We start from the raw sequence: 17,016 nt of genomic DNA, 5'->3' as shown, positions 1-17,016 counted from the left end.
AGCTTGTTAAAAACAAAAGTGGGATAGCCTAAGCTATCCCACCTACTGGTATGTATCTGGTAGCGAATTACCCAACCCGGTAATTCGGTGCCTCTTTGGTAATGCTCACATCGTGGACATGGCTTTCTGCCATACCTGCATTTGTAATACGAACAAACTCAGGCACTGTCCGCATAGTCTGAATATCAGCACTACCGGTATAACCCATGGAAGCTCGCAGACCACCCATCAGCTGGTGCACTACACCACCCATTGGGCCTTTGCAGGCAACCCGACCTTCAATACCTTCAGGTACAAGCTTTTCTGCACCGGCAGCAGCATCCTGGAAATAACGGTCAGATGAACCAGTTGTCTGAGCCATCGCGCCTAAGGAGCCCATACCACGGTAAGACTTATAAGCACGGCCCTGGAATAACTCAACATCACCAGGCGCTTCGTCTGTACCTGCCAGCATAGAGCCAACCATTACTGCCGATGCACCAGCAACAATCGCTTTAGATACGTCACCGGAAAAACGAATACCACCGTCAGCAATACAAGGGACGCCATATTCTTCTAAAGCTGCTGCAACATTGGCAACAGCACTTACCTGAGGAACACCAACGCCAGCAACGATACGGGTAGTACAGATCGAACCTGGACCGATACCAACTTTAACGCCATCCGCACCCGCTTTAGCCAATGCTACAGCTGCTGCTGCAGTCGCGATGTTACCACCAATTACCTGTACGCCTGGGAAGTTCTGTTTCACCCATGCAACACGATCAATAACACCTTTCGAATGACCATGAGCAGTATCAACAATGATGACATCAACTTCAGCATTGACCAGCGCTTCTACACGTTCTGCTGTATCAGCACCGGTGCCCACAGCCGCACCAACAATAAGACTACCTTTCTCGTCTTTTGCGGCATTAGGATGCGTTTGTGCTTTGTTCATATCTTTTACAGTCATCATGCCACATAGACCAAAGCTGTCATCGACAACTAAAATCTTTTCAATGCGGTGCTTACGCAGCAAGTTACGCACATCATCAGGATCAACACCTTCTTTGACGGTAACCAGACGATCTTTTGGCGTCATGATAGACGCAACGGTTGCATCCAGCTTATGTTCAAAACGCGCATCACGGCTGGTAACGATACCAACCAGATTGCCGTTATCAACAACTGGAAAACCCGAAAAACCAACCCGTGCACTCAGCGCATTCAGATCACCAACAGTCATGCTGGATTCGCAAGTAACAGGATCACTAACAACACCCGCCTCGTATTTCTTTACGCGACGCACTTCATCAGCTTGCTGTTCGATAGTGAGATTTTTATGAATGATACCGATGCCGCCTTCTTGCGCCATAGCAATGGCAAGGCGAGATTCGGTTACAGTATCCATCGCTGCAGAAGCTAAAGGAATATTCAATTCAATCCCTTTAGTCAGACGCGTCTTTAGTGACACGTCCTTAGGCAGAACTTCAGAGTAACCAGGAACCAAAAGAACATCGTCGAAAGTAAGTGCTTCTTCAGCGATTCGCAACATAGTGAAAGCGTGCCTGTATTCTGTATATAAAGAAGGCACGGGATTATAGCCTTTTACATCTGTGGCGACAATTCATCCGGCGCGAAAAACGGCAGATTTCCTGACTATTTTTCACTGTTTGATCTTCTGCTCTCGCCCACTTTTTACAAAGCGCTTAATTAAGCTTTCTGAATAGTTTACTATCGCGCCATGCAAAGCAACCAAACTCCTCCCGCATTTACTGTCAGTGAACTTAACAACGAAGTTAAATCACTGCTGGAAAACAGTTTTCGAATCATTCAGGTTGAAGGCGAGCTATCGAATTTCGTCCGCCCCAGCTCAGGACACTGGTACTTCACACTCAAAGATAGCGGCGCACAGGTTCGCTGTGCAATGTTCAAGAACCGTAATCATTATCTGAACTACCAGCCTAAGAACGGTGATCAGGTAAGGGTTCGCGCTAAAGTCAGTCTTTACCCAGGTCGTGGTGATTACCAGCTAATCTGTGATTACATGGAAGATGCCGGTATTGGTTCATTACAACAAGCTTATGAAGCCCTGAAGTTACAACTGCAGCGACAAGGCATGTTTGATCAGGCACACAAGCAGGCTCTGCCAGTACACCCCAGGCATCTTGGTATTATTACTTCACCAACCGGTGCTGCTGTACACGATATATTGACTGTTCTTAAACGCCGCTTCCCCTCACTGCCAGTTAATATTTACCCAACGAAAGTTCAGGGCAATGAGGCCACAGATGAAATTGTTTCTGCGATCGAAGTAGCCAATCTGCATAATATCTGTGACGTCTTAATAGTTGGCCGTGGTGGTGGCTCACTTGAGGATCTTTGGTGCTTCAATGAAGCCAAAGTCGCTCAGGCAATTTTTAATAGCAGGATACCGGTTATCAGCGCAGTTGGACATGAAGTCGATGTGTCGATTGCAGACTTTGTTGCTGACGTACGCGCCCCAACACCTTCTGCAGCTGCTGAAATTATCAGCCCGGATCAGGCGCACCTGCAATTACGACTAAAACAGTTAAAAAGTCGCCTACAAGTTAATCTTCAGCATAAACTGAAACGGCATCAGGAGCAGCTTCGCTGGATCAGCAGTCGCCTGAAGCACCCTGGCGACAAGCTTAATGATCACGCACAGAAGCTTGATGAACTGGAGTTGAGACTACATAGCGCAATTCAGCAACGCCTGCATACCCAGAAAGATAGACTTCGGCAGTTACAACAGCGACAGCAGCGTTGTTTGCAACAACCTCGCATCACCAGGCTGCAGCAAAAAGTACATGAACTCAACCACCGTATTGAACAGCTGACTGATCAGTATCAGGCCCGGCAGCAACTTCGCTTACAGGCGGTTGTTGGTCGGCTTAACGGCGTCAGCCCGCTTGCAACCCTTGAACGTGGTTATGCCATTACTGAAAGCTCTGAAGGCAAAGTTATCCAGCAAGTAAAAGCTATTAACCCCGGTGATGAAATACAGATTCGCCTTCAGGATGGACGGATTCGCAGCCAGGTGACCGAAGTCATTCCGGACCTTCTCTGACATCTGCGACCATGGTGTTTAATCCCGGATTTTGCTAGGCTAGCCGCCTTTATGAATCATCTATTGATCGAGTCTCATGTCTGAACTAAAACTAGAAACTACTGAACAAATCGCTAGCTACGGCATCGGCCGTCAAATGGGCGACCAACTGGCAAATAACAGCTTCGAAGGTGTATCACTGAACGCAGTTGTTACTGGTATTCAGGACGCCTTTGAAGGCGCTGAACTGAAAGTTGCCGGCGAACAAATCCAGGCTGCATTCAACGAAATCCAGAAGCGCATGCAAGAAGAAGCTGAAGCGGCTGCTAAAAAAGCGGCTGCTGAAGGTGAAATCTACCTGGAAAAGAACTCTCAGCGTGAAGAAGTATTCGTTACTGACTCCGGTCTGCAGTATGAAGTCATCACTGCGGGCGAAGAAGGCGAAAAGCCATCACGCGAATCTACTGTACGTGTTCACTACCACGGCACATTCCCAGACGGTAAGGTGTTCGACAGCTCTTACGAGCGTGGCCAGCCAGCTGAATTCCCTGTTGGCGGCGTAATTGCTGGCTGGACTGAAGCACTGCAATTAATGACACCTGGTACTAAATTCCGTTTATACGTGCCATACCAGCTGGCTTACGGTGCACAGGGCTCTCAGGGCGCTATCCCACCATATGCAACTCTGGTGTTTGACGTTGAGCTACTGGCTATTCTGTAACAGAATAAAGCCCTGAGCAGCACAAAGCTCTAAGCAATACAAAGCCTGGAGCAACACTGCAATAAGCCGATGCACGCATCGGCTTTTTTACGGTTATAAGAACCTCAGTAACACAAGCCGATAAAGGATACGACTATGCAATTACACGTAAATATACAGGGTCAGGGTGAGCCACTGATCATTTTGCATGGTTTATTTGGCACACTAGAGAATTGGGGTAGCCAGATAAAAACACTGGCTGAAAACTATCAGGTATATGCGATAGATCTACGCAATCACGGCCGCTCACCTCACGACAGTGAGATGACTTATAGCGCCATGTCTGCAGACATCGCAGAATTAATGGATCTTCACGGATTAGAAAGCGCCCATATTCTCGGCCACTCTATGGGTGGCAAAGCTGCCATGCAACTGGCTATGACTCAACCCGAGCGTATTCGACAGTTAATAATCGTTGATATTGCGCCTGTTCAATACAGCCATGATCACGATAGCGTCATACAGGGATTGATAGCTGTTAACCTCGATACAATCAAATCCCGGCGAGAAGCTGATCAACAGCTAGCAGTACACATTACTGAAACAGGGCTTCGGCAGTTTTTACTTAAAAACCTGTTCCGTACCGAAAGCGGTTTTGCATGGCGAATGAATCTACAGGTTATCGAAAGTCAGTATGCACATATAAGTGCTGCTCCCGAGGGTAACTGTTACATAGGAAATACACTTTTCATTAAAGGCGGCAACTCAGATTACATTACTCTGGAACACAGGGAAGCCTTGTTAAAATACTTCCCCACAGCAGCGTATAAGATAATTCAAAACGCTGGCCACTGGCCCCACGCCGAAAAACCGGCAGCATTCAGTAAACTTGTAATGAGTTTTTTGAACGAAGAAAAGTAAGCAGAGTCAGCTTTAGCTGATAGAAACAACAAGAAAACTAAACATTCTGATCAATGATCAGACCTTCAGGAAAGATTTTTTTAAACACACCTGCATCTACTAAACGCTGATTAATTTCAGCAAAACGTTCGCCAACTTCATCCAGGCGCTTATTGTAATCATCCAAACTCTCTGCAACTGCAGCAACCTGACTTTCCATGTCAACACGTATGTCTTCTATTGCACCCTGACGTCGCAGAGCATTCGCTTCGGCCTCCTCACGCTGTTCATCTCGAAGCTCATCAGCCTGTTCACCTCTAAGCGGCACAGGCTGTTCAATTCTGTCTATATCATTCCGTTCAGAATTAACTTTCAGACTATCTTCGGCACCGGACTCATCCGTTTCTGAGCTACTTCCTGTTCTTGAAAGGTCTGCTCGACCTTCTCCCGGAGCAACCTGACCAGACAACTCTGCCCGAGCTTGCTCAGCTAACGCTGATGCCTTAGCTGCAACAGCACGGTCAGCCCCTGAAGGCTCTGAAACAGCGAGCGCAGCACGTAACACGACCTCAGCTTTTTCCAACGTAGCTTCCGGATCATTTGCTACAGCAGAAGTATCTATGCTCACTTCCCCGGAAACAGCATATAAACGACCATCCGGCCCCTTTGTATATTCATAGCTTGGGGAGCCAGTATATTGTCCGCCCGCAGATGCATGTGCCTGCTCATGCTGACGCACCTCTCTATCACGAGTAGCCAGCTGCTCAATCTGTGCTGCATCTGCGAGATTTTCAGTACCACGACTATTCTGAGTTCCTGCCTTAACTCCAGCCTGCGTTCTTGCCTGTGAGACCTGCCGCTCTTCAGCAGACGTTTTCTTTTCCGCAGTCTGGTTATCATTTCGGCTAACATCGGCAGATTTAGGAGTAGACGTTAAAGGAGTAGATTCTGCAGAATGTAACGAGGCATTAGAACCCGATACATTTTGATGACTGGAAGCAGCATTATTACTGGTATCAGGCGTACTACCAGTATTAGAAGTTTGTAACTGAAGGTTGTTTATATTGAGTTGCATATTCGCACCTCACCAACAACAAAATGGCGATTTAAACCCGTACGTCGATCAGAGTGCCGAGAACTTCGTCGGCGGACTGAACAACTTTTGTTGACGCTGCAGCAGCATTTTTCTCTATAGTGAGATCTGCTAACGCAGCATTAAGATCGTTACCTGATGCTTCCTCCGCAGCCTGCGGCTTACCTGCACCAGCAATATCAGAAGCGGCCTTCTGAACACCGTCAAGACCACGGTTGATACCTATTACACCTGTCTGAAGTGCAGAGGATACGTTCATGATTACACCTCTAAAATAATTAACCTTTAAACTGTGATGGCTAAAAAATTACCGCCATAACCACCGATCTGCCATCACAGTATCCGTATTGATCAGTATTTAATCAACCGATTAAAGCATCAATGTCCACAAATTGGGCAATGTTTTCCGGAGAGCAATTATCAGAGTACGGCACTTCGGCAATCAAAGGTGCAGACAACATGTTTTTTAACGTCTGCAAATTTTCAGCATAACAACTCATGTCCGCATCAATCTGGTTAGCCACCCATCCGGCTAGTGGTAAACCATCACGGATAATACTTTCAACCGTCAGTAGGGTATGGCTGATACAGCCCAACTTCATGCCTACAACCAATATAACCGGCGTCTTTAGCATTTTAGGAATATCGGCAATAGTCTGTCGATTATTTAACGGAACGCGCCAACCGCCAGCCCCTTCAATAACCACCAGATCGGCAGGCTTGAGTAACACGCCACGACACAAAGCAGCTATCCGATCAGCATCCAACCGACGTCCCTCATGCTCCGCAGCAATATGCGGCGCAATAGGTGGTTCAAATGCAATCGGATTAACCTGTTCATAACTCAGCTCTATACTTGCTGTCTTCTGCAACAACAATGCATCAGAATTACGCAATCCCGCTTCTGTAAGTTCGCAGCCTGCTGCGATTGGCTTAATAGCAACCGTCGACAGGCCTTTATTGTTAGCAGCCTGCAGAATACCTGCTGCTATAACTGTTTTACCAACATCAGTATCAGTACCAGCAATAAAAATACTTTTCTTCGCCATAACAAATCGTCTTTATTTATGAATACTGTTCAGGTTTACGAAGCACTACATAAGCCACTTCATAGGTTGCTGGCAAGAACCCATCTTCACGCCTATAAGCTTCGTAAGCATCCCGAAAAGCCAACAGATGTTGCTTACCCGTTAAACCACCAGGCCGACCAGCGCTCATATTATGAGCACCAATACGCTTAAGCTCATTTGTCAGCCCTCGCAGCTCTGTATATAACAGCTGCACAGGCTCTGCAGTGAAGCTAACTTCCTGAAGCTGGCCAATGCTGCTTCTCAACTGCCCGAAAGGAATAAACTCACTCACGTGCTGATACTCATCTACTACCGCCCAGGATGCACGTAATTCACACAGACTCTCAGGCCCCAACGTACTGAATACAAACTGTCCGCCTGGGCGAAGTACCCGGTAAATTTCAGCAAACATTTGCGGCAGATTTTCACACCACTGAATAGCCAAACTGGAAAAGATCAAATCAACACTGTCAGCGCTCAGCGGCAATGCCTCGGCATCGGCACATAGCCAGTTAATGTTTTCAGCGCCATGATACTGCCGCGCATACTTCAGCATACCAGATGCTAAATCCAACCCGGTTAGAAGTTCAGGCTGACATACATCCATTAACCGGGGGATAAAATAGCCAGTCCCACAACCCAGATCGACAGCCTGCTTAATACTATGTGTATCTGACAATAAAACATTAGCAAGAAGATGCTCGCCTACCTGCTGCTGTAACTTTGCATAATTATCATAACTGCTGGCAGCCCGGCTAAATGAACTTGCCACTTCCTGCTTAGAAAACTGACTCATAACAGTTTCCCCCGAATAAGTTCAGCCAGTTGCTCAGGTGCAGACAACATCGGAACATGGGAGAGATTCAGTAAAATATCCACCGTAGAATGAGATAACTGGCGAAGATAATCAGCAATACCGACTGGCGCCAGTGTATCCAGTTCACATAAAACATGCGCAACTGACAACCCCGACTGATCCAGAGCTTCAGTGAGTAAACGATGATCAGCCTCTAAAATTTCCAGCGCAGCACTGAGAGCTTCCTGATCAGGTTCAGTTACTTCCGTAATCAGGCGTTTCAACTCTTTCAGATCATGCCGCGCTGTCGCAGAACCTTGTACCTGCAACATGGCAAAACGCTGTAAGGTTTTCAGCGAAGAAACTTTAAAGGCTTTACTAAATTGATTAAAAGTATCCGCTGGCATACCCGCAGACCAATCATCAGTGGCCACAAAACAAGGACTGCTGCACAACGTAATAAGAGATGAAACTTCTTCGTTATAGCGGCGAGCATATTCCATCGCCACCACACCACCTAATGACCAGCCAAGCCAGGCAGCATTGGATATATTAGATTTTTTCAGTACTTCATGAATCTGCTCAACCATAGCATCCAATGAACAGGCTTCGACAGGCACATTGCTATATCCATGCCCCGGCAAATCAATGAGAACTATCGAAAAATCATCTTTTAATTGCTCAGATAATTGCTTCCAGATACCACTGTGCATGCCCCAACCATGTAAGAACACTAACGTAGGAGCTTGCTTCAATGGCTGGCCGGCAAAGCTAATATGTAAACTCATAACTTCACCTCTGACAACGCAACCAATAGCCTGTCAACTTCAGCCTCTGTATGACTGGCACTCAGAGTAACCCGCAAACGCGCTTCGTTTTTCGGTACCGTAGGCGGGCGAATAGCTGTAATAAAAATGCCTTTAGCTTCTAAAGCTGCACTCATTTGCATCGCTGTTTCGCTACTGCCAACCAGGATAGGCTGAATTGGTGTACGCGATTCCATCAACACCAAACCAAGTGCTTCACAACCGCTACGAAACTGAGTAATTAGCGACTGAAGTTTCTCTCTGCGCCACTCGTCTTTACGAACTAACTGCAAACTGCATAATGTCGCCGCCGCAACTGCTGGTGGCATACTGGTGGTATAAATATAACTGCGGGCGTGCTGAATCAGAGTTTCAATGAGAACATCAGACCCGGCAATAAACGCACCAGCAGTACCAAATGCTTTGCCCAAAGTACCCATCAGGATTTGCACATCATTCTGACCAAGATCAAAATGATCCACGCTACCGCGTCCTTCCTTGCCTAAGCATCCCAGACCATGGGCATCGTCGACCATCACCCAGGCATCTGACTCACGACTGGCTGCCACCAAATCAGGCAACGGCGCTAAGTCGCCATCCATACTGAAGACACCATCAGTAATAACCAACTTACGGCGTGCTTCACTGCGCTGCAGTCGCGTGCGTAAATTGGCAGCATCATTATGTAAATAACGCTGAAAACGGGCCCCGCTTAATAATCCAGCATCAAGTAATGAAGCATGATTTACCCGGTCTTCAAACACGCCATCCTGCTTATTTAATAACGCAGTCACGGCACCTAAATTGGCCATATAACCGGTCGAGAATAATAATGCCCGATCACGCCCGGTAAACTCTGCTAATGCCAGCTCAAGTTCGTGATGTGCCTGGCTATGGCCGTTCACAAGATGGGACGCACCACCGCCAACGCCGTACTTGTTAGCAGCAGTTTGGAATGCACTGATAACATCCGGATGATTTGCCAGACCCAGATAATCGTTTGAACAAAACGCCAAATACTCTTTTCCGTCAACTCTGATATTAGGAGTCTGAGGCGTTTGTAAGGTTCTGCGGGAACGATAAAGTGAAGCCTGCTTGCGCAGCTCCAGTTCATCCTTTAGCTGTGAGAATGACATAGTCGAACCATCAGATGCGGTCATGGCTATTCGCCATGACCAGGAGAAATGCGATTAAATCAGGCTTCGTAGAAGACAGGATCGTCTTGCTGCTTCTGCAATGACTGCATAATAACCTGTGCCTGAGTATCATCACTTTCTTCGATACGTTGTTCAGGATTAATACCCAGACGTTTGAACAACTGTAAATCACGGTGAGTTTCAGGATTCGGCGTCGTCAACAGACACTCGCCATAGAAAATAGAGTTTGCACCAGCCATGAAGGTCATCGCCTGCATTTCGTCGCTCATGCTTTCACGACCCGCCGATAGACGTACATGAGACGCAGGCATCATAATACGGGCAACAGCGATCGTACGCACAAACTCCAGATGATCCAGATCTTCAACATTTTCCATTGGCGTGCCTTTCACTTTCACCAACATATTAATAGGCACACTTTCAGGCTGAGTCGGCATGTTTGCCAACTGACGTAATAAACCTATACGGTCAGTGGCGGTTTCACCCATGCCTAAAATACCACCACTACAAACCTTCATACCCGACTCACGGACATTGTGCAGGGTATCCAGACGGTCCTGGAACGTACGTGTAGTAATGATTTTATCGTAGAACTCAGGAGAGGTATCAAGGTTATGGTTATAGTAATCCAAGCCCGCATCCGCCAAACGCTCAGCTTTCCCCTGATCCAGCATGCCTAAAGTCATGCAGGTCTCCAGACCAAGCTTCTTAACTTCCTGTACCATCTCAAGCACGTATGGCATATCCTTTTCAGCAGGATGTTTCCAGGCAGCTCCCATACAAAAACGGGTCGAACCTGACGCCTTCGCTTTACGGGCTTTTTCCAGTACTTTTTCTACCTGCATCAAGCGTTCTTTTTCCAGACCTGTATTGTAATGACCACTCTGTGGGCAATATTTACAGTCTTCCGGGCAAGCACCGGTTTTGATCGACAGGAGTGTACTTACCTGAACTTCGTTAGGATTGAAGTTCTGACGATGAACAAGCTGCGCTTGAAACAGCAGATCATTAAAAGGCAGATCGAATAAAGCCTGTACTTCAGCTTCGGTCCAGTCATGTCGGATAGCGCTTGAATGCTGCATACTGATGTTAGTCCTGTCACTTGATGAACGGCATAAAAACAGCCGCTTTTGGCAAGTGGCTAATGATAAACGGATAAGGAAATCTGTCAACTCATGTTATACACAACAGAAGACTACTGGTTATTTTTCAATCAGAAAAAATGTATGATTTGCCAACTAAAACATGCCGACCGAAGTACTATATGCAGAGAGTGCCAACACGACTTACCCTGGCTACAATATCACTGCCTGATCTGCGCACTTCCATTACCGTCTGATAATAATCCCTGCCCGGCTTGCCTGCGCAAAAAACCAGTTTTCAACCAGGCTTACTGCGCTTTTCGCTATGAATTCCCAATCGATGCGTTAATACCACCTGGGAAGTTTAATAACCGCACTGACTATCTGATAGCACTCAGCAAACTGGCACTGCTGAACATTCGCCTGACAAAGCGACCTGATTGCATCATCCCTGTCCCCATGCACCCACAAAAACTGCTTAAACGTGAATACAATCACGCCTGGCTTATAGCCCAGGAGATAAGCCGGCATTTACAGTTATCGCTGGATACTAAAACTCTACAGAAAATAGTTCATACTCCGAACCAAATACACCTCAGCGCAAAAGAAAGACGCAGCAATCTTCGCAACAGTTTTAACTGTCGCAGCAGACCACCGCCGCATGTCATGTTGGTGGATGACGTTATTACCACTGGCGCCACAGCTAACATTATCAGCCAGATACTCAAACAGGCTGGCTGCAAGCGGGTCGATATTATGGCGCTCGCCAGAACCGATAAGCCCCCTACGGCATAAACAAATCCGAAATCAAACCGATAAAGGATATAATCTGCCATTGTTCAAACATATTAAGACTCACAAACTATGACTACCGAGCTCAATCTGCCCCCCATAGCTATTATCCACAGCGGATTCAAAGAAAAGTTCGGCATTCCCAGACAACCGGGACTGGCAAAATCAATGATGGCCACAATTGAACTACTGCCGGAGTTTTCATCCCCAGAAGCGGTTCGCGGCCTGGAAACCTGCTCACATATATGGCTAATATTCGTATTTAGTGCCTGTGTCGATAAGGGCTGGTCTCCAAGTGTAAGGCCACCGAGACTTGGTGGTAATCAAAAACTGGGAGTATTCGCATCACGCTCACCTTTCCGACCTAATCCAATTGGACTTTCACCGGTAAAGCTCGAAAGTATACGTCATGAAAACAACACAGTATTTCTGGATGTCAGCGGTGCAGATTTGCTCGACCAAACCCCTATTCTCGACATTAAACCTTATCTGCCGTATAGCGACATAATTGAAGACGCTAATTTTGAATTGGCCACACAAGCTGAAACGCTTGAACTGGCTGTTAAGTATTCTGGTGATGCTGAAGCAAAAATGGAAACTCATGCTCTGCGGTTAAATACTCCACTTCGACAGCAAATAGAAGAAATTCTGCGCTGCGATCCTCGTCCTGCATACCATAAGAACAAACAAAACACGCGTATATACGGTATCAAACTGCATGACCTGGACATTCGCTGGACAATAAATTCTGAACAGATTCAGGTAACTGAAATTATACTTGAGTCTTAAAGTGCTTATTCCAGCACTGTGCAGGAGAATAATATGCTGTCCGTTTTACCACTCCTTAAACAGATACGGAAGATTGCCTTCCTGGCCTGCTTGCTAATGGGTATAACTCTTTCACATGCAGATTATCTTTCACCTGCAAGCCATCAGGCCGAAGAACCTATAATTGACCTGCACAGTCTTCAACAGCTATTCGAAAGCTTAGAACAACATAGCCAGTTACTTGCGACAGAGACAGAAAACTATATCCGCTGCCTCAAACAAAATACGCAGGCTGAAGACGAAACCCTCCCTGATAATCAGAGTTTACCTCCAGAAATCACCCGGGAGTGGTTAAATAAACTACTGGGAAGTCTTTCTGCCGGTGTAAGCAGCAGTGAAACCTGTCAGTTTTTACTCGACGATTTATTACAGAAATTGCCGCAGATGCCAGCAGAAGAACCACAGCAATCTCAAAGCATCTGATTAAATTCAGATATAAAAAAGCAGCACCTAAAGGTGCTGCAAAGGTCTACTCACTGTGGAGAACAGCGAACTACTCAATCCTGGTTACGAAAAGACTTCGCTAACCAGTAATCAATACTCAGATAACGACCACCACCGGTAAAGAATAAGCTCAGCAGCATAATGAAATAGGTAATTGCAAACTCAATACCATTATTCAAAATAACCACAGACCCTTTGCCTGTTAACCAACCGTAGTTGCCGTTTTCCTGTAAAATTTCTTTAGCACGGGACAAACGCTCACTGGCCTCCATTACACGGTCATTCGCTAACCAGCTACTGGCATCGGAAATAGCCAACCAGCCATTATCTATATGCACAGTAAATGCTGCGACCAGCATAGTTACCATCAAAGGAATTGAAATCCAGCGCGTTGCCAGACCAATAATCAGCAAAACACCGCCAAAAAATTCAGTACCTGCAGCCAAAGCAGCCATCACCTCAGGAAACGGCAGGCCCAGACCCCAGTCAGGATTACCGAACCAGGCAGCAGTATCTTCAAAATGAGAAAGTTTGTTATAACCGGCCTGCATCAAAACAGGTGCTAAATATAGCCGCAGCAGCAAAGGTGCAATACCTTCTGCAAAACGGGTTTTATCCAGCAAGTTATGTACAGAGTTATAGTGTTTCACTAGTTGGTTAGCCATAGAACATTCCCAGCTTTTAGTTATTGTTGGTACCTAAAATTATTTCTGACTGTCGCAATTGTTCTAAGATGCTCAAGCCGCCCTGAACAATCATCTCAGGATCAGGGTGTGCCATTTCGGCAGCAATCTGTAACAGGGCTTCCCGCCCACTCAAAGCAGAGTCTTCTGCCAATAAATGTAGTAGACGTGCAGTTAACGGATTAATTTCCATAAACTTCACTGCATCCTGAATATTTCGATACACGACTAAACAGCTAGGTGTCGCCGATTTTTCTTCAGGAATAAATGATTCACTAATATGATGTACCGGATATTCATACATCAGCGACCAGGCCAAAGGAGACTGAACCGGATGCTCAGCAAGTAAATCACCTTCCGGATCAATACCGTTCAAATCATCTAAATCTTCAGCTGTATCAAGTGCCAACTCAGCCCATTCATAATGCGCAAGAGCCGCCATAAAAGGTAAATCGTCATCCCGTGGCTCACGTACATCAGATACATAACTGACAAATTCTTGTGCAATTTCAAGGAAATAAGGCGTCTGACAGCGATATTCAACTAAAAAATCACGAATAAGCTGCTGCCAATAAGCATCGGTACACAAGCTTTTTAATACCGGAAAACCTGAATTTACAAACCCCGCTACATTGTTATAAAACAACTCACGGTAAATATTCATACGACGCTCTTCTACATCCTCAAGTATCGCCACATGTTCAGGATCACGAATTGTTCCGGCAAAACGGTATTGCAGATCAGTAAAGTCAGGCTTATGCGATTGCATGTTGCGCTCCCTTCACCTGAGATAAACGAGCAGCATTTGCGGCTTGCTGAAAATCACGAATCTGATCTACTTCTTTTAATAATTCCTGCATTGGCGGAATATTGAAATCACGTTCAAGCAATGTTGGTACTGCACCGAATTTGGCATATGTATGCTGCAAAATATCCCAAACAGGATCAATCACATCTGCACCGTGAGTATCAACGATCAGATCTTCGGCTTCGTTATAGTGGCCAGCAACATGTATGTAACTGATTCGGTCACCAGGAACCTGGTTCAAAAACTCAATCGCGTCATAACCGTGATTAATACTGTTTACATAAATGTTATTAACATCAAGCAACATATCGCAGTCAGCTTCTTTCAAAACCGCAGTGAAGAATTCCATCTCAGTCATTTCAGACCCCGGCGCAGCATAATAAGAAATATTTTCCATCGCTATACGCTGTTCAAGAATATCCTGAACCTGTCTGATACGGCCTGCAACGTAATGCACAGCTTCTTCAGTAAAAGGAATAGGCATCAGATCATATAAATGACCATCATCACTGCAGTAACTCAAATGTTCGGAGTAGCCTTTAAAATTATGCTCCGCCATAAAGACTTTCAGTTCTTTTAAAAACTCAATATCCAACGGCGAAGGGCTACCAATAGAAAGAGATAAACCATGAGCAACAAAGTTATAACGCTCAGTATAACGGCGGAACAGTTTTGCAAACCGACCACCTAACCGCATCCAGTTTTCCGGAGCAACCTCCAGAAAATCAACCCGATCCGATCCGACTTCAGCAAGCGTATCGCCCATACAGCGACGAAATCCAAGGCCTGCGCCTTTAATCTGAAATGCTTGATTAGTCATGGTTTATCCTCTCTGAGTAAACATAACCCCTCAGTGGAAAGTAAAGCCTGACAAACAGGCTCTACTTCAACGAGGGGTCAATCATGTGGTATCAGGTATTAACCTTCAACGATTGGCTTCTTCTCGCCACCACATTTACCTTCACCACACTTACCTTCTGAAGACTTCTCAGCGGAACCGCCGCACTTACCTTCACCACACTTACCTTCAGAAGACTTTTCAGAAGAACCACCGCACTTGCCTTCGCCACACTTACCTTCGGAAGACTTCTCAGCAGAACCGCCGCACTTACCTTCACCACACTTACCTTCGGAAGACTTCTCAGCAGAACCGCCGCACTTACCTTCACCACACTTACCTTCTTCAACTACTTTCTTAGCAGCTTCAGCCAGCTGATAACCGGAAGTCAGTTCCTGAGCGGCAAACGGATTTTCTGCAGCAGTAACAGGCATTGCAGCAACACCTGCCAGCAGAACAGCACCAACAGCAGCAGTAATCGGCTTAATTGTAGTCTTAGTTTTCATAGTTCACCTCGGTTTACAGATATCGTCGTATGGATTTAGTTTAACAACACTTTGATATTAAAAGCATTATAAGAGCGGACTACGAATACCTATTCTGTGTCCTTCTCTGAGAATGAGTTCACTATAATTTTCCAATCTGAAATTAAACTGAAAAGCCTGAAGAAAAACTAATGGGATAAAAATCAGTAATCTATAGTGAATTAGAAACATCTAATGAAAAGCATACAAACACTCCCGTCATTGCTATCAATGACTAGCTTAAAATCGTTCTAAACTAGCAGAGTGTAAATTATTGAGACAGATATAAAAAAGCTCTGCAATGCAGAGCTTTTCTGATACTTAAGCAATTACTGAGAAGAAGCCGGATCCGGCTTTTCCAGAACGACGGCAGACTCTGAGAGAGTGATTCGATCAAGATTCTTAGCAAATAAAGCAGCGCCAATTCCATTTACATCTTTCAACTGCTCCAGACTACTAAAACCGCCAAGTTCATCCCGGTAGGCAACAATTGCATCAGCTTTCTTGGCACCAACACCGCTAAGATGTTCAGCCAACTGGGCTGCACTTGCTTTGTTGATGTCTAACTGATGATCGCCAGCATATAAATATGTGGAGAAAATCAATGCAATTGAAACCAGAATAGTTTTATAAAAATTCCATCTAAGCATAGTAAGCATCCTTGCAAAATTACTAGTTGAATCATGAAAATAGCACAGATAATTACGATGATACAAACCAGTACTAAAAAGCGACTGATCAACCTGCGCCAGTAACTTCCTGCTGGATTTTAATTAAAGCCGTTTCAGGACTCTCAGCCTGTGTAATAGGACGGCCAATCACCAGAAAACTACTCCCTGCAGAAATCGCCTGACCAGGCGTCATAATCCGCTTCTGATCGCCAACATCTGCATCTGCAGGGCGAATTCCAGGCGTTACCAGCTGGAAATCTGATTTAATAATCTCACGCAAAGGCTGTACTTCCTGAGCAGAGCACACCACTCCGTCCATGCCTGAGCTCTGTGCCAGCAAAGCCAATCTCTTTACCTGATCAAGCGGGTCCAGATCCAGACCTAACTCAACCATATCGCTACGCTCCATACTGGTAAGAACCGTTACAGCAATCAACAAGGTATCCGCGCCGTTAACTTTTTCCAGTTCATTACGGGCAGTTTCCATCATGCTTCTGCCGCCGCTTGCATGTAAATCAACCATCCACACACCCAACTCTGCTGCCGCGCGAACCGCTTTAGCTGTCGTATTAGGAATATCGTGATACTTAAGATCCAAAAAAACATCGAAGCCTTTTGAATGCAGCTTTTCCACCATAGCCGGCCCGGCACGGGTAAATAATTCCTTACCAACTTTAACGCGACAAAGGTTAGGGTCAAGACGCTCAGCCATAGCCAATGCAGCCGCCTGATCAGGATAATCCAAGGCAACGATAATTTGCTTTTTGCTCAT

Annotated in this window: 20 protein-coding genes; 6 read left to right on the top strand and 14 right to left on the bottom strand. The window is 45.8% G+C overall.

Annotated elements, in window-relative coordinates; translation table 11 throughout:
* Nucleotides 1-67 precede the first annotated feature (67 nt).
* Complete coding sequence (gene guaB, locus OCU49_RS06030; protein ID WP_261844079.1) at nt 68-1,537, bottom strand: IMP dehydrogenase; 1,470 nt, start codon at nt 1,535-1,537, stop codon at nt 68-70.
* A gap of 189 nt (nt 1,538-1,726) precedes the next feature.
* On the opposite strand from guaB, the gene xseA reads away from it, so the two are divergent.
* From xseA to OCU49_RS06015, 3 genes are all read left to right on the top strand, one after another.
* Nucleotides 1,727-3,073, top strand: a complete 1,347-nt coding sequence (gene xseA / locus OCU49_RS06025) for an exodeoxyribonuclease VII large subunit (protein ID WP_261844078.1) — start codon at nt 1,727-1,729, stop codon at nt 3,071-3,073.
* A gap of 76 nt (nt 3,074-3,149) precedes the next feature.
* On the top strand, nt 3,150-3,773 hold the full coding sequence (gene bamJ, locus OCU49_RS06020; RefSeq protein WP_261844077.1) for a BamJ family beta-barrel-assembly machinery protein: 624 nt from the start codon (nt 3,150-3,152) through the stop codon (nt 3,771-3,773).
* 135 nt (nt 3,774-3,908) lie between these two features.
* On the top strand, nt 3,909-4,673 hold the full coding sequence (locus OCU49_RS06015) for an alpha/beta fold hydrolase (protein ID WP_261844076.1): 765 nt from the start codon (nt 3,909-3,911) through the stop codon (nt 4,671-4,673).
* Between the two features lie 37 nt (nt 4,674-4,710).
* On the opposite strand, the gene OCU49_RS06010 is transcribed toward OCU49_RS06015, so the two are convergent.
* From OCU49_RS06010 to bioB, 7 genes are all read right to left on the bottom strand, one after another.
* A complete protein-coding gene (locus tag OCU49_RS06010) occupies nt 4,711-5,727 on the bottom strand; it encodes a putative metalloprotease CJM1_0395 family protein (protein ID WP_261844075.1) in 1,017 nt (338 codons plus the stop codon).
* Between the two features lie 31 nt (nt 5,728-5,758).
* The gene (locus tag OCU49_RS06005; RefSeq protein WP_261844074.1) at nt 5,759-6,004 is read right to left on the bottom strand and encodes a hypothetical protein; all 246 of its coding nucleotides are present in this window, start codon (nt 6,002-6,004) and stop codon (nt 5,759-5,761) included.
* A 103-nt stretch (nt 6,005-6,107) separates the two neighbouring features.
* Complete coding sequence (gene bioD, locus OCU49_RS06000) at nt 6,108-6,794, bottom strand: dethiobiotin synthase (protein WP_261844073.1); 687 nt, start codon at nt 6,792-6,794, stop codon at nt 6,108-6,110.
* A gap of 16 nt (nt 6,795-6,810) precedes the next feature.
* On the bottom strand, nt 6,811-7,611 hold the full coding sequence (gene bioC, locus OCU49_RS05995) for a malonyl-ACP O-methyltransferase BioC (RefSeq protein WP_261844072.1): 801 nt from the start codon (nt 7,609-7,611) through the stop codon (nt 6,811-6,813).
* Nucleotides 7,608-8,399 (bottom strand): alpha/beta fold hydrolase, encoded by a 792-nt coding sequence (locus tag OCU49_RS05990; RefSeq protein ID WP_261844071.1) that lies wholly within the window; start codon nt 8,397-8,399, stop codon nt 7,608-7,610. The genes bioC and OCU49_RS05990 overlap by 4 nt, the downstream gene beginning before the upstream one ends.
* Complete coding sequence (gene bioF, locus OCU49_RS05985) at nt 8,396-9,553, bottom strand: 8-amino-7-oxononanoate synthase (RefSeq protein ID WP_261845201.1); 1,158 nt, start codon at nt 9,551-9,553, stop codon at nt 8,396-8,398. Before bioF ends, OCU49_RS05990 begins: the two co-directional genes overlap by 4 nt.
* A 59-nt stretch (nt 9,554-9,612) precedes the next feature.
* A complete protein-coding gene (gene bioB, locus OCU49_RS05980; RefSeq protein ID WP_261844070.1) occupies nt 9,613-10,656 on the bottom strand; it encodes a biotin synthase BioB in 1,044 nt (347 codons plus the stop codon).
* Nucleotides 10,657-10,800: 144 nt separating this feature from the next.
* Here bioB and OCU49_RS05975 point away from each other — a divergent pair, with 144 nt between their 5' ends.
* The 3 genes from OCU49_RS05975 to OCU49_RS05965 all read left to right on the top strand — a co-directional run bounded on the left by OCU49_RS05975 (nt 10,801) and on the right by OCU49_RS05965 (nt 12,699).
* The gene (locus OCU49_RS05975; RefSeq protein ID WP_261844069.1) at nt 10,801-11,451 is read left to right on the top strand and encodes a ComF family protein; all 651 of its coding nucleotides are present in this window, start codon (nt 10,801-10,803) and stop codon (nt 11,449-11,451) included.
* Nucleotides 11,452-11,520: 69 nt separating this feature from the next.
* Nucleotides 11,521-12,237: a tRNA (N6-threonylcarbamoyladenosine(37)-N6)-methyltransferase TrmO gene (tsaA, locus tag OCU49_RS05970; RefSeq protein WP_261844068.1), complete on the top strand. Its 717-nt coding sequence runs from the start codon at nt 11,521-11,523 to the stop codon at nt 12,235-12,237.
* 33 nt (nt 12,238-12,270) lie between these two features.
* Nucleotides 12,271-12,699 (top strand): hypothetical protein, encoded by a 429-nt coding sequence (locus OCU49_RS05965; protein ID WP_261844067.1) that lies wholly within the window; start codon nt 12,271-12,273, stop codon nt 12,697-12,699.
* Between the two features lie 74 nt (nt 12,700-12,773).
* Here the strand turns inward: OCU49_RS05965 and OCU49_RS05960 are convergent, their stop codons facing one another.
* The 6 genes from OCU49_RS05960 to pyrF all read right to left on the bottom strand — a co-directional run bounded on the left by OCU49_RS05960 (nt 12,774) and on the right by pyrF (nt 17,016).
* The gene (locus OCU49_RS05960; RefSeq protein WP_261844066.1) at nt 12,774-13,385 is read right to left on the bottom strand and encodes an HvfX family Cu-binding RiPP maturation protein; all 612 of its coding nucleotides are present in this window, start codon (nt 13,383-13,385) and stop codon (nt 12,774-12,776) included.
* A 16-nt stretch (nt 13,386-13,401) separates the two neighbouring features.
* The gene (locus OCU49_RS05955) at nt 13,402-14,172 is read right to left on the bottom strand and encodes an HvfC family RiPP maturation protein (protein WP_261844065.1); all 771 of its coding nucleotides are present in this window, start codon (nt 14,170-14,172) and stop codon (nt 13,402-13,404) included.
* Nucleotides 14,159-15,031 (bottom strand): HvfB family MNIO-type RiPP peptide maturase, encoded by an 873-nt coding sequence (locus OCU49_RS05950; RefSeq protein WP_261844064.1) that lies wholly within the window; start codon nt 15,029-15,031, stop codon nt 14,159-14,161. The genes OCU49_RS05955 and OCU49_RS05950 overlap by 14 nt, the downstream gene beginning before the upstream one ends.
* Before the next feature lie 98 nt (nt 15,032-15,129).
* Complete coding sequence (locus OCU49_RS05945) at nt 15,130-15,555, bottom strand: HvfA family oxazolone/thioamide-modified RiPP metallophore (protein WP_261844063.1); 426 nt, start codon at nt 15,553-15,555, stop codon at nt 15,130-15,132.
* 347 nt (nt 15,556-15,902) lie between these two features.
* On the bottom strand, nt 15,903-16,223 hold the full coding sequence (locus OCU49_RS05940; protein ID WP_261844062.1) for a ComEA family DNA-binding protein: 321 nt from the start codon (nt 16,221-16,223) through the stop codon (nt 15,903-15,905).
* Between the two features lie 88 nt (nt 16,224-16,311).
* On the bottom strand, nt 16,312-17,016 hold the full coding sequence (gene pyrF / locus OCU49_RS05935; RefSeq protein WP_261844061.1) for an orotidine-5'-phosphate decarboxylase: 705 nt from the start codon (nt 17,014-17,016) through the stop codon (nt 16,312-16,314).

Source organism: Aliamphritea ceti (genome assembly GCF_024347215.1).
In the GTDB taxonomy this organism is placed as follows: domain Bacteria; phylum Pseudomonadota; class Gammaproteobacteria; order Pseudomonadales; family Balneatricaceae; genus Amphritea; species Amphritea ceti.
The sequence above is the reverse complement of the archived record's forward strand: the minus strand, read 5'-3'. Positions and strand labels throughout refer to the sequence as shown.

What these genes read in the sequence shown, in the direction of transcription:
- bioD (WP_261844073.1), bottom strand. Translation starts at nt 6,794, where the DNA reads ATGGCGAAGAAAAGTATTTTTATTGCTGGTACTGATACTGATGTTGGT.
- OCU49_RS06010 (WP_261844075.1), bottom strand. Translation starts at nt 5,727, where the DNA reads ATGCAACTCAATATAAACAACCTTCAGTTACAAACTTCTAATACTGGT.
- OCU49_RS05975 (WP_261844069.1), top strand. Translation starts at nt 10,801, where the DNA reads ATGATTTGCCAACTAAAACATGCCGACCGAAGTACTATATGCAGAGAG.
- OCU49_RS05945 (WP_261844063.1), bottom strand. Translation starts at nt 15,555, where the DNA reads ATGAAAACTAAGACTACAATTAAGCCGATTACTGCTGCTGTTGGTGCT.
- pyrF (WP_261844061.1), bottom strand. Translation starts at nt 17,016, where the DNA reads ATGAGCAAAAAGCAAATTATCGTTGCCTTGGATTATCCTGATCAGGCG.
- OCU49_RS05950 (WP_261844064.1), bottom strand. Translation starts at nt 15,031, where the DNA reads ATGACTAATCAAGCATTTCAGATTAAAGGCGCAGGCCTTGGATTTCGT.
- bioC (WP_261844072.1), bottom strand. Translation starts at nt 7,611, where the DNA reads ATGAGTCAGTTTTCTAAGCAGGAAGTGGCAAGTTCATTTAGCCGGGCT.
- OCU49_RS05955 (WP_261844065.1), bottom strand. Translation starts at nt 14,172, where the DNA reads ATGCAATCGCATAAGCCTGACTTTACTGATCTGCAATACCGTTTTGCC.
- bamJ (WP_261844077.1), top strand. Translation starts at nt 3,150, where the DNA reads ATGTCTGAACTAAAACTAGAAACTACTGAACAAATCGCTAGCTACGGC.
- guaB (WP_261844079.1), bottom strand. Translation starts at nt 1,537, where the DNA reads ATGTTGCGAATCGCTGAAGAAGCACTTACTTTCGACGATGTTCTTTTG.
- tsaA (WP_261844068.1), top strand. Translation starts at nt 11,521, where the DNA reads ATGACTACCGAGCTCAATCTGCCCCCCATAGCTATTATCCACAGCGGA.
- bioF (WP_261845201.1), bottom strand. Translation starts at nt 9,553, where the DNA reads ATGTCATTCTCACAGCTAAAGGATGAACTGGAGCTGCGCAAGCAGGCT.
- OCU49_RS05960 (WP_261844066.1), bottom strand. Translation starts at nt 13,385, where the DNA reads ATGGCTAACCAACTAGTGAAACACTATAACTCTGTACATAACTTGCTG.
- OCU49_RS06005 (WP_261844074.1), bottom strand. Translation starts at nt 6,004, where the DNA reads ATGAACGTATCCTCTGCACTTCAGACAGGTGTAATAGGTATCAACCGT.
- OCU49_RS05940 (WP_261844062.1), bottom strand. Translation starts at nt 16,223, where the DNA reads ATGCTTAGATGGAATTTTTATAAAACTATTCTGGTTTCAATTGCATTG.
- bioB (WP_261844070.1), bottom strand. Translation starts at nt 10,656, where the DNA reads ATGCAGCATTCAAGCGCTATCCGACATGACTGGACCGAAGCTGAAGTA.
- OCU49_RS05965 (WP_261844067.1), top strand. Translation starts at nt 12,271, where the DNA reads ATGCTGTCCGTTTTACCACTCCTTAAACAGATACGGAAGATTGCCTTC.
- OCU49_RS06015 (WP_261844076.1), top strand. Translation starts at nt 3,909, where the DNA reads ATGCAATTACACGTAAATATACAGGGTCAGGGTGAGCCACTGATCATT.
- xseA (WP_261844078.1), top strand. Translation starts at nt 1,727, where the DNA reads ATGCAAAGCAACCAAACTCCTCCCGCATTTACTGTCAGTGAACTTAAC.
- OCU49_RS05990 (WP_261844071.1), bottom strand. Translation starts at nt 8,399, where the DNA reads ATGAGTTTACATATTAGCTTTGCCGGCCAGCCATTGAAGCAAGCTCCT.